General features: G+C 70.9%; 9 protein-coding genes, 1 pseudogene and 1 riboswitch. Of the genes and pseudogenes, 3 read left to right on the forward strand and 7 right to left on the reverse strand.

The annotated features are described in order from the left end of the window. The 4 genes from ACWCO3_RS24180 to ACWCO3_RS24195 form a co-directional block, all read right to left on the reverse strand. Positions 1-769: ABC transporter ATP-binding protein (locus ACWCO3_RS24180; protein ID WP_450012184.1), on the reverse strand; the 769-nt coding region annotated here is incomplete at its 3' end. Positions 770-831: 62 nt separating this feature from the next. After that, positions 832-1,929, reverse strand: a complete 1,098-nt coding sequence (locus ACWCO3_RS24185) for a FecCD family ABC transporter permease (protein ID WP_450012179.1) — start codon at positions 1,927-1,929, stop codon at positions 832-834. 13 nt (positions 1,930-1,942) lie between these two features. Then, positions 1,943-2,872, reverse strand: coding sequence for an ABC transporter substrate-binding protein (locus ACWCO3_RS24190; protein ID WP_145785894.1), 930 nt, complete (start codon positions 2,870-2,872; stop codon positions 1,943-1,945). Positions 2,873-2,984: 112 nt separating this feature from the next. Further along, positions 2,985-3,048, reverse strand: a riboswitch (cobalamin riboswitch). Positions 3,049-3,224: 176 nt separating this feature from the next. Next, positions 3,225-5,102 carry a M14 family zinc carboxypeptidase gene (locus ACWCO3_RS24195; protein ID WP_145785893.1) on the reverse strand — a complete coding sequence of 626 codons (1,878 nt, stop codon included), beginning with the start codon at positions 5,100-5,102 and terminating at the stop codon, positions 3,225-3,227. A 211-nt stretch (positions 5,103-5,313) separates the two neighbouring features. Here ACWCO3_RS24195 and ACWCO3_RS24200 point away from each other — a divergent pair, with 211 nt between their 5' ends. After that, entirely contained in the window at positions 5,314-6,651 is a 1,338-nt protein-coding gene (locus ACWCO3_RS24200; RefSeq protein WP_145785892.1) for a C39 family peptidase, read from the forward strand. Positions 6,652-6,729: 78 nt separating this feature from the next. Here the strand turns inward: ACWCO3_RS24200 and ACWCO3_RS24205 are convergent, their stop codons facing one another. The 3 genes from ACWCO3_RS24205 to mqnE form a co-directional block, all read right to left on the reverse strand. Continuing rightward, positions 6,730-7,011: a DUF4229 domain-containing protein gene (locus tag ACWCO3_RS24205; RefSeq protein ID WP_145785891.1), complete on the reverse strand. Its 282-nt coding sequence runs from the start codon at positions 7,009-7,011 to the stop codon at positions 6,730-6,732. A gap of 73 nt (positions 7,012-7,084) precedes the next feature. Continuing rightward, positions 7,085-7,522, reverse strand: a complete 438-nt coding sequence (locus tag ACWCO3_RS24210; protein WP_145785890.1) for a hypothetical protein — start codon at positions 7,520-7,522, stop codon at positions 7,085-7,087. Between the two features lie 23 nt (positions 7,523-7,545). Further along, a complete protein-coding gene (mqnE, locus tag ACWCO3_RS24215) occupies positions 7,546-8,715 on the reverse strand; it encodes an aminofutalosine synthase MqnE (RefSeq protein ID WP_145785889.1) in 1,170 nt (389 codons plus the stop codon). A 239-nt stretch (positions 8,716-8,954) separates the two neighbouring features. On the opposite strand from mqnE, the gene ACWCO3_RS24220 reads away from it, so the two are divergent. Then, positions 8,955-10,475: an NlpC/P60 family protein gene (locus ACWCO3_RS24220; RefSeq protein ID WP_450012183.1), complete on the forward strand. Its 1,521-nt coding sequence runs from the start codon at positions 8,955-8,957 to the stop codon at positions 10,473-10,475. Positions 10,476-10,589: 114 nt separating this feature from the next. After that, positions 10,590-11,051 (forward strand): annotated as a pseudogene (locus tag ACWCO3_RS24225) (hypothetical protein); the annotation flags it as partial.

Genomic DNA, 11,051 nt, shown 5'->3' on the forward strand with positions numbered 1-11,051 from the left:
TGGGACGGACGGGGACCACCAGGGGGCCGTGGGTGCCGGGGACCACCCGGACGCTGGCCCGGTAGTGGGTGGCGAGCAGGTGCTCGGTCAGCACCTCGGCGGGGGTCCCGGCGGCCACCACCTGACCGCTGGCGAGCATCACCATCCGGTCGGCGTACTCGCCGGCCAGGGAGAGGTCGTGCATCGTGCCGAGGACCGTCAGGCCGTGCTCACGACGTAGCTGGTCGACGACTTCCAGGACCTCCTGCTGGTGACCGATGTCGAGTGCGCTGGTCGGCTCGTCGAGCAGCAGCAGTGTCGCGCCCTGGGCGAGCGCCCGGGCGAGGAACACCCGCTGCCGTTCGCCGCCGGAGAGGGTGGCCAGCTCGCGATGGTGGAAGCCGGTGAGGTCCAGACGCCCGAGCACCTCGTGGACGGCGTCCAGGTCGGCGGTCGACTCCCGGCCCAGGGTCGGGATGTACGGGGTCCGACCGAGCAGCACGTAGTCCAGCACCGACATACCGGCCGGCACCACCGGGGACTGTGCCACGGTGGCCACCACCCGGGCGCGGTCCCGGCGGCGCAGCGCCGTGCTCGGCGTACCGAAGAGGGTGATCGCCCCCGGCGCGGGCAGCAGGCCGCCGACGGCGCGCAACAGAGTCGACTTGCCGGCGCCGTTCGGACCGATCACCGTGACCCACTCGCCGGCGGCGACGGTGAGGTCGACGCCGGTCAGGATCGGTGTGCCGCCGAGGTCGACGTGCAGGCCACGCACCTCGACGGCCGGCACGTCGCCGGCAGAACCGGCAGCGGACGAGCCGGCAACAGACGGGCCGGCAGCGGGCTCGCGGCTCACGTGAGCACCCGCCGGGCGGTGCGCAGCACGATCACGAAGAACGGGCCGCCCAGCAGGGCGGTCACCACCCCGATCGGCACCTCGGCCGGAGCGGCGGCGGTGCGGGCCACCACGTCGGTCAGGGCCAGGAACGCACCGCCGAACAGCAGTGACAACGGCAGGATCACCCGGTAGCTCGACCCGGCGAGCAGCCGGACGGTGTGCGGCACGATGATGCCGACGAAGCCGATCAGGCCGGTAGCGGAGACCGCCGCCGCGGTGCCCAGGGACGCGGCGGCGATCAACAGGTAGCGGGTGCGCTGCGGGTGCAGGCCCAGACTCTTCGCCTCGTCGTCACCCACCGCGAGGACGTCCAGCTCGCGGCGGTGCAGCAGCACCACAACCGTGGTCAGCGCGGCGTACGGCAGCACCAGCAGCACGTCGTGCCAACCGGCGGTGGCGAGCCGACCCAGCAGCCAGGAGTAGACCGGCTGGATGCTGTCGGCGTGCTTCTGCAGCAGGTACGTCTGCCCGGCGGAGAGGAACGCGGAGACGGCCACCCCGGCGAGGATCAGCATCGCCGGTGACTGGCTGCGCCCGCCGCCCGCGCCGAGCGCGTAGGTCATCGCCACGGCGAGCAGCGAACCGGCGAACGCGGCCAACGGAATGGTCATCGGCAGCCCGGAGATCGCGCCCTCCCGGCCGGCGCCGCCGAGGGCGATCACCGCGGTGACCGCGAGGCCGGCGCCGGCGGCCACCCCCAGGAGGTACGGGTCGGCGAGCGGGTTGCGGAAGACGCCCTGGTAGCAGCCGCCGGCGAGGGCGAGCAGACCCCCGACGAGCAGGGCCAGCACCACTCGGGGCAGCCGCAACTCGGTGACGATGGCGATTTCCCGCTCGGAGAGCCCGCTGTCGAGGTGCACACCCGGGATCAGGTTGAGCAGCTCGGCGGCGACGCTGCCGGCGGGCAGGCTGACCGGGCCGAGCGACACTCCGGCGACGAGCGCGACGAGCACCGTGAGCACCCCGGCGAGCAGCCACCGCTTGCGCAGCCCGGCGGGCCGGGCCACCGGAGGTGACCCGACGGACCGGGCCGCCGACAGCGGCCCGGTCACCGACGGATCGGGGTCACGCGGGCACCTTGGCGACCGCGTCGATGATGACCCGGAGGAGGTCGACGACGCGCGGGCCCCAGCGGGAGGCGATGTCGTCGTCCAGCGCGATCACCTGGTTGTTCTTGACCGCGGTGAGCCCGGCCCAGCCGCTACGTGCCTTGACCGCGTCGGCGTTCTGCTGGCAGCACTTGGAGTCGGCAAGGAAGACGAAGTCCGGGTCGGCCTTGACGATGAACTCCTGGGACAGCTGCGGGTAGCCGCCGTTCTTGCTGTCCGCGTCGGCCGGGTCGGCGATGTTGGTGAGCCCGACCTGGTTGTAGAGCGAGCCGATGAAGGTCTTGCTGGTGGCGCTGTACAGCTCGGGACCCAGCTCGTGGAAGTAGGTGAGCTTCTCGGTGCGCTGCGGCAGGTCCTTGACCAGCTTGGCGATGTCGTCCTTCATCCGGGTGGCGACGTCGGTGGCCTGGTCGGCGTGCCCGGTGAGCGTGCCCAGCTCGGTGATCTGCCGGTACGAGTCGTCGAGCGTGGTCGCCGCCGGAGTCTGGTAGACCGGGATCTTCAGCTTGGTGAGCTGGTCGACGATCTTGTTGCGGTCGTCGGAGAGCACCACGAGGTCGGGGTTCTTGCCGGCGATCGCCTCAGCGTTCGGCTGGTAGGCGGAGAGGTCGGTCTTGGGCGCGTCGGCCGGGTAGTTCGACTGGTCGTCGACGGCGGTCACCTGCGGGCCGGCACCGATGGCGAAGAGCATCTCGGTGGCGGTGGGCGACAGCACGACGATCTTCTCGGGACGCTTGTCGAGGGTGAGCGCGCCGACCGTGACCGGGTAGGCGGCGGCTGCGGTGCCGGCGCTCGGCTTGTCGTCGGCCTTCTCGGCGCAGGCGCCGAGGGCGAGCGCGGCGACCGCGAGGGTCGCGGCGAAGAGCCGAGGGGTACGTCTGAACATGGGGGCCTCCTGTCGGTCGAGGAGTGTGGTGCTTCGCCGACAGGGACTTTCGTACGCCCGCCCACGAGGCGCCCTTCCTCGAGAGCGCGTATCGCGACCGATCCGTAGGCGACCTGGCTCGTCCCCACCGGGGTGGGGCATCACAGTTGCGGGACAGCGCCGGATTTAGCACCGGCTTCGCTGCGGACTGGTCGCTAAGACGGTAGCGCACCGCCACGACGTGCCGGATCGATCAAGGATCGATCAGCGCCGGCCGATCGCCGAAACCATGGCGCACGAGGGATATGTCCCGGATATGGAGGCTCGGGAGCGGGTGGTGGGGCCCCGCCGGGCGGAGCGGGGCCCCACCCGATCAGGAGGACGTGATGGTGACGTTGTCCACAGCCGCCTCTACCAGACTGGCGCCGGAGGCGTCCGCCGCCTCAACGAGGATGCGCACCGACTGGCCGGCGTACGGACTGAGGTTGAGGCTGGCCACCGCCCAACTCCCGTTGCGGTTGGTGGCCGCGCCGGCCTGGGTGAGCAGCGCTGTGGTGCCGCCGTTGTGCACCACGCTCACCCGCAGGTAGTCCGCCGACGAGGCGTTCGAGCCGTGCGCCAGGTACCAGGCCAGCGAGAGCGTCAGCGTGCCCGACGACGGCAGGGTCACCGCCGGGGACCGGGCGCTGGTCACACCGCCGTCGACGTCGTAGTCACCGGCGGCCGATCCGGCGAGCCGGCCGGTGACCAGGTCGTTGGAGCCGGCGTACGGGGTGAGCTGCTTGGCGCCGGAGGACGTGGTCGCCTGGGCGGCACCCCGTTCGAACGCGCCCGCCGTGGCGGTGTCGGTGCCGGACGGGTTGATGGTCCAGCCGGTGGCGGTCTCGAAGGTGTCCGACCAGACAGTGGTGCCACCACCGCCGCCGCAGTACTGCGCCTGCTTGCCGATCGCCCGGTACGGGCAGTCGGCGTACTCGCTGAGCATCAGCACCGCCTCCCGGTTGCGCGAGGTCTGCGCGGGGATCACCTCGTCGGGCGGGTAGAAGCCACCGCCGCCGGACGAGCCCGGGTACATCTCGAAGGTGTACGCCCAGATGTTGTGGGTGGCCCACATCCAGTCGATGCTGTCCCCGTCGGTGATGTAGAGGTCGCTGGACTGCTGCGGTGTGTAGCTGTTGGTGGCCGCCATCTGCTGCCCGATGGTGGCGAAGGTGTTGTACTGGTCCGCGCTCATCCCGGTCGCGGTGTTCGCCGTGGTGTAGCCGTACGGCCAGAGCACCAGCTGCGAGTACGTGTGGAAGTCGATGTTGGCCTTGATCTGCTGCACACCACCGACGACCCGGCCGTTGACGAAGTTGCGCAGCGCCTGCGTCTCCGGGGCGGAGAACGCCGACGGGCCCCGGTAGGTCTCCGACGAGGTGCTGCCGGACGAGCCGCCGCAGCAACCCCAGTTGTAGGACCAGTTACGGTTCAGGTCGGTGCCCACGTTGGACGAACCGCTGTTGGGCTGCCGGTTCTTGCGCCAGGACCGGTACGACCCGGTGGCGATGTCGTACTCGCTGCCGTCCGGGTTGACCGTCGGCACGATCCAGATCTCCCGGCTGTTGACGATGTTGGTGATCCGGGAGTCGCCGCCGTAGCTGTCGGTGAAGAGGTTGAGCAGGTAGATCGCCATCTCGACGGTCAGGTGCTCCCGAGCGTGCTGCTGGGAGTTGAACAGGATCTCCGGCTCGTTCTCGTCGGTGCCGACGTTGTCAGAGATCTTCACGGCCATCAGGTCGCGGCCCTCGTACGACGAACCGATGCTGATCTTTCGGGCGATCGCCGGGTGGTCGGCGACGACCTGGTTCACGACGGCGGTCAGTTCCGCGTAGTCGTGGTAGTTCGAGTCGGCCGGCGGGAAGGCCAGCGCGCCGAAGTCGTCGGCGCCTCGTTCGGCGTTGGGTGGCGGGGCGAGCGGTTCCAACCGGAAGCCGAGCTTGCCGATCGCGGCGGCCTCGGCCGCGGTGGCCGAGATGTGCAGCACGCCGTGCTCGGAGTAGTCGATGGCGGCTCCGGTGCGGGCCACCGCGTTGCGGTCGGCGAGGGTCCGGGGCCCGAGCACCCGGTAGCCGGCGGCGGCCGACTCGGCGGTGCGGTCCGGTGCCGGCCGGGCGGCGACCGGGCCGGCGGCGACGGTGACGATGCCCAGCCCGGTGACGACAGCGAGCACCAGGACACGGCGGAGAGAAATGGGCGTGCGGAGGGCCATGGACTACCTCCTCGATGGGCGGGAGATCCCGCTCGGTGAAGGACACTTCACCACCTGTCACATGGTCATATCAATATCGATCGCTGCCTTATGCATCCCGAGCCGATCATCCCGGCGGCAATGATTTTCCAGCGACGAACATCTGGCGAAACTTCTCTCCAAGCGGAAAACTGACCAGCGACGATGCCCCTCTCGACACCGCGGAGCACCCATGGCCAGACCCCGCCTGTACGCGGCCGCCCTCGCCGGCGTCACCGCGCTCACAGTGCTCGCCACCGTCGCGCCCGCGACGGCGGCCCGCCCACCCGCCGTCAGCCACGACGAGCAGATCACCTTCCAGGACTGGTCCGGGCCCGCCGACTGGCACCGAGGCGACCGGTCCGGCACCCGCGTGGTGCCCGGCGCCCGAGCGGGCCTCACCCTGGCCCGCCCTGCCGGCACGACGGACTACGCCGACCCGCACACCGGCGTCACCCGAACCTGGGAGTACGGCACCTGGACCTCACCGGTGACCCGGATCGGGTTCGACGCCACCGAGCTGATCGCCTCCTGGAACGCGGAAACCCCCGCCGGCACCTGGATCCAGGTGGAGATGCAGGGCAGCTACACCAGCGGTGACCAGACCCCGTGGTACGTCATGGGTCGCTGGGCGTCCGGCGACACCGACATCAGGCGGACCAGTGTCAACCGGCAGGGCGACCCCTGGTCGACGATCTGGACCGACACCTTCAGTATCGACGACGCCACCGCCGGGGTGCTGCTGCGGTCGTACCAGTTGCGGCTGACCCTCTACCGGGCACCCGGGCAGACCGCCGCGCCGGTGGTCCGGATGCTCGGCGCGATGAGCTCCACTGTGCCGGACCGGTTCACCGTGACGCCGAGCGCCGGGCACATCGCCTGGGGCGTCGAGCTGCCGGTGCCGCGCTACTCGCAGAACGTGCACGCCGGGCACTACCCCGAGTACGACGGCGGCGGCGAGGCGTGGTGCTCACCGACCTCCACCGAGATGGTGGTCGAGTACTGGGGTCGTAGGCCGTCGGCGGCCGACACCTCCTGGGTGGACCCGACCTACCCCGACCCGACGGTCAACCACGCGGCCCGGATGACCTTCGACTACGCGTACGACGGCGCTGGCAACTGGCCGTTCAACACCGCGTACGCGGCCAGCTTCCCCGGCCTGGAGGGTCGCGTGACCCGACTGCACTCGCTGGACGAGCTGGAGCGGTTCATCGCCGCCGGCATCCCCGTCGTGACCAGCCAGTCCTTCCTCGCCAGCGAGCTGGACGGCGCGAACTACGGAACCTCCGGGCACCTCTTCGTGGTGGTCGGCTTCACCGCCGAGGGCGACGTGATCGTCAACGACCCCGCCTCGTCCAGCAACGACGTGGTGCGCAACGTCTACAAGCGCGCGCAGTTCGAACAGATCTGGCTGCGGACCAAGCGCACCAACGCCAGCGGGGGCACCTCCGGCGGCTCCGGCGGCATCGCGTACCTGATCAAGCCAACGTCCAAGCCCTGGCCCAAGGTCCAAGGCTCCACCAACTGGTAGATCCACCCCCACATCCCCGCGCGGGTGATCAAGAGGTTTGCGTCACGGATTCAGTCTCCGGTGACGCAAACCTCTTGATCAACGTGAAGAGTCGGCGGGCGGGTCGGCGGGGTTCTGGTCTTCGCCGGCCAGGGCCGAGCGGAGGCGTTCCTTCTCCGCGCGGCGGCGCTCGGTCGCGTCGGCCATCTCACCGGCCATCTCGTCCCGCCAGCCGCGCAGCAGGAAGAAGGAGAGCGCGGCGGAGAAGACCAACGCCAGCATCAGCTTCAGGAACACGTTCATGTCGATCAGCCAGAGACCCGCCAGCACGGCGACGAACAGCCCGATCCGGCCCAGCGTGTACTTGAGCGCGGCGCTCACCCGCACCACTCCGTTCTCTCCGTCGCCCGCCGATGCCGGCGGAAGGTTCGATCCGCCCGGTGGGCGGTAGCGGTCAGCCGGTCCGGCGGGCCAGCCAGCGGACGCCCGGGAACCAGACCACCGCGTACGCCACTGTGAACGCCGCCGCCGCCAACACCCCGGAGAGCAGCGGCGGCAACCCCGCGCCCAACCCGGCGATCAGCAGCCCGGCGAACACACCCACGGCCGCGGCGACCACCGCCGCCAACACCCGGGCCGCACCGAACTCCCACGCCCGGAAGTCGTCCCAGAACAGCCACGCCGGCAGGATCACCGCGAGCCAGCCGTTGGTGTGCCCGAAGTCACCGGCGCCGATCGAGGCGAACGCCCAGTCGAACAACACCAACGCCAACGCGCCGATGACGACCCCGGCGAGGCACACCCCGAGCAGATCGCCCAGGGTACGGACCCGCCCCTCGGCGTCCCGGCGGGGAAACCCGCTCTGCTGCTCGGAACCGCTCTTCTCGGTCATCGACTGCGAGGGTACGTGGTGACTCAGGCCCAGACCTGCTGCGGCTCGGCGCGCCGCTGCGCCAGCGACGGGGCCCTGTCGTACTCCCGGACCACGTTGTAACGGGTGTCCCGCTCGACCGGCTGGAAACCGGCGTCCCAGATCAGGTGCAGCAGGTCCTCGCGGTGCATGGTGTTCGGGGTGCCGTACGAGTCGGCGTCGTGCGTGATCTTGTATTCGACGACCGAGCCGTCCAGGTCGTCCACGCCGAAGTTCAGCGAGAGCTGAGCGACCGACAGCCCGTGCATCACCCAGAAGTTCTTCACGTGCGGCACGTTGTCGAAGAGCAACCGGGAGACGGCGAACGTCTTCAGCGACTCGGCCGGCGACGCCATCGTGGTACGCGCCTGGATCCGGTTACGGATCTTGCCGTCCGCCGAGTCGACGAAGTCGTGCTGGTAGCGCAGCGGGATGAAGACGGCGAAGCCACCGGTCTCATCCTGCAGCTCACGCAGCCGCAGCACGTGGTCGACCCGGTGCCGGGGCTCCTCGATGTGGCCGTACAGCATCGTCGCCGGGGTCTTCATGCCCTTGCTGTGCGCCAGGGCGTGGATGCGCGACCAGTCCTCCCAGTGGCAGGCGTGGTCGACGATGTGCTGCCGGACCTCCCAGTCGAAGATCTCCGCGCCACCACCGGTCAGCGACTCCAGGCCGGCGTCCATCAACTCGTCGAGGATCTCGTCGGCGCTCAGACCGCTGATCTTCTCGAACCACTGCACCTCGGTCGCCGTGAAGCACTTGAGCTTGACGTTCGGCAGCGCCGCCTTCAGCTCGCGCAGCACCTTCGGGTAGTAGCGCCAGGGCAGCGTCGGGTGCAGGCCGTTGACGATGTGCAACTCGGTGAGCTGCTCGTCCTCCATCTCCTTGGCCTTGCGGACCGCCTCGTCGATGCGCATCGTGTACGCGTCCTTCTCGCCCGGCTTGCGCTGGAACGAGCAGTACGCGCAGGACGCCGAGCAGACGTTGGTCAGGTTGAGGTGCCGGTTGACGTTGAACATCACCCGCTCACCGTTCAGCTCGGTGCGCTTGTGGTGCGCCAGCCGCCCCAACCAGGTCAGGTCGTCGCTCTCGTAGAGGGCGACCCCGTCCTCCCGGGTCAGCCGCTCACCGGCGTACACCTTCGCTTCGAGCTCACGCTTGAGTCCGGCGTCCATGGCACGTCCCTTCCACCTGCGGTCCCGGTCGAGCGTACGTCGGGACGCCGACAGCCCCGGCGGCACGGTCGCCGGCAGCGACCCACTTCACCGAACTCTCAGCCTCCCGTAACCCGCCCACGCATCGACAAGGTTGGCGAGGTGCGGTAGTAACAAGGTGGGGCGGAACACACACACTGGTACCGTCCCGGCGGTCGCGCCCACCGTGCGCGGCGAGGAGCAGCGGGACGAGGAGCGGCATGATCTACAGCGGGCGCGGGCGACGGCAGCGACGACGGAGCCCGGTGATCTCGCCGGTGCTGCGTCCGAAGCTCTGGGCCGCCCTGCTCGGCGCGATCGCCGCAGCTGTGATGGCCACCCCCGCGTACGCCGAGCCCGGACTGCCCACGACGGTGCCCGACACCGGTGCCCGGCCGCCGGCGATCGGCACGGTCCAACTGCCCGGCGGCCCACCCGTCGCCGGCGTCCCGGCGCCGCCGGTGGCCACCATCGGCACCAGCCCGCTGGCCGCGCAGATCTATGCCGGCGAAGCCCAGGTCGGCACACTCGGCGAAGCGCTCCTGACGATCAAGCAGAAGCAGTCCGCCGCGAAAGCCCAGGTGGAGTCTGCCGCCAAGGTGCTCGCGAGCGCGCAGGACGCCCTGCTCCGGGCTCAGCAGGAAGCCGACGCGGCCGCCGCCGACGCCGTCAAGGCAGCCGCCGCGCTGCCGCCCGGCGACCTCGCTCAGGACATCCGGGAGCTGAGCCGCCTCCAACAGATCACCAGGGGCGAGAAGGTCGACGGCGGCACCACAGGCGTGGCCGGCGGGCTGTCCCGGGCCCGCGCGGGTGAGCAGGAGGCGTACCAGAAGCACGCCGAAGCCAAGAACCAGCTCGCCGCCGCCGACGCGGAGTTCACCGCTGGCGAGGGAGCGCTGCGCACGGCCGAGGCGAGCCTGCTCAAGCTGCGCCGCGACAACGCGACCCAACTGATCGAGATCGAACGTCAGCAGGAGGCCGCCGAGCAGCAGTACGGCAGCGGCTACGTCGCCAACCAGAGCATCAGCGGCATGGCCGCGCACCCCCGGGCCCTGGCCGCGGTCCGCTACGCGCTCGCCCAGCTCGGCGACCCGTACAAGTGGTCCGAGGAGGGGCCGGACCAGTTCGACTGCTCCGGCCTGATGTGGGCTGCGTACCGGTCGCCCGGCGCCGACTACTTCGACCTGCCCCGGGTCTCCCGCGACCAGTACGCCGCCACCCGGGGGCGGACGGTGCCGCAGGGCGCGCTGCTCCCCGGCGACCTGCTCTTCTTCGCTTCCGGCAGCAGTTGGACGACCATCCACCACGTCGGCATGTACATCGGCAACGGCAAGATGGTGCAGGCACCCACCACCGGCGACGTCGTCAAGATCTCGGCCGTCCGCTGGACCCGGCTGTACGCCGCGACCCGGGTGATCGGCGCGGTGCCGGCACCGATCGTGTCCGTGCCGACCCCGCCGGTCCCGACGCCGACGCCGACGAAGTCCGCCACCCCGACGCCGACGCCCACCAAGTCCGCCACCCCGACGCCCACGCCGACCGGCTCGGCCACGCCGACGCCGACCCCGACCGGCAGCGCGACGCCGAAACCGACCGAGACCACCTCGCCGACCACCCCGCCGACGCTGCCCTCGGCGCCCACCAGCGCGCCGAACACGACGCCTCCGCCGACCACGCCGCCGGCCACGACGAGCGCGACGGGCGGCGACAGCCCGTCGAGCAGCGCCAGCAACGCTGGTTGATCCGCCACGACCCGCTCCGGCTGTCCGCTCGGGGAGATCTGTGGCACGGTGACAACCAGGCACATCCGGCTCGACGTCACGGGTCCGGGTGCGAGCATGGCGCGGAGGGCGGAGATGGCCGAGCAGAGAGATCCGGCGGAGACTGTCGACTCCGTGGTCGACCGAGCCGACCCGGCACGGCTCGGCACCGCCGACCCGGTGTCCGGCCCGGTGTCGACCACCGAGGCTGACCCGGGCTCCAGCGACACGGCCCCGTCCGCGTCCGACGGGACTGCGGCCTCGGACAACGGCGCGGCCTCGGACAACGGCGCGCCCTCTGACGGCGACTCCGCGGCCTCCGACGGCGGCTCCGCTGACGTCGGTGCCGCCGCCGACACCGACCGCACGGACACCCCCACGGCCGGGGCGGACGCTCCCGCCGTCGACACTGGCGCTCCCGCCGCCGGCGCGGACCCCCTCGCCGGCGCGGACGCTCCCGCCGTTGCCGTCGGGAAGGCTGGTGCCGACGTTGCCGGTCAGGTCGTCGGCCCAGACGATGGCCTGCCAGAGCCGGACGATGTTGCCAGTGCGCACGCA

Source organism: Micromonospora sp. NPDC002411 (genome assembly GCF_053592955.1).

What these genes read in the sequence shown, in the direction of transcription:
- ACWCO3_RS24190 (WP_145785894.1), bottom strand. Translation starts at nt 2,872, where the DNA reads ATGTTCAGACGTACCCCTCGGCTCTTCGCCGCGACCCTCGCGGTCGCC.
- ACWCO3_RS24195 (WP_145785893.1), bottom strand. Translation starts at nt 5,102, where the DNA reads ATGGCCCTCCGCACGCCCATTTCTCTCCGCCGTGTCCTGGTGCTCGCT.
- ACWCO3_RS24200 (WP_145785892.1), top strand. Translation starts at nt 5,314, where the DNA reads ATGGCCAGACCCCGCCTGTACGCGGCCGCCCTCGCCGGCGTCACCGCG.
- ACWCO3_RS24210 (WP_145785890.1), bottom strand. Translation starts at nt 7,522, where the DNA reads ATGACCGAGAAGAGCGGTTCCGAGCAGCAGAGCGGGTTTCCCCGCCGG.
- mqnE (WP_145785889.1), bottom strand. Translation starts at nt 8,715, where the DNA reads ATGGACGCCGGACTCAAGCGTGAGCTCGAAGCGAAGGTGTACGCCGGT.
- ACWCO3_RS24220 (WP_450012183.1), top strand. Translation starts at nt 8,955, where the DNA reads ATGATCTACAGCGGGCGCGGGCGACGGCAGCGACGACGGAGCCCGGTG.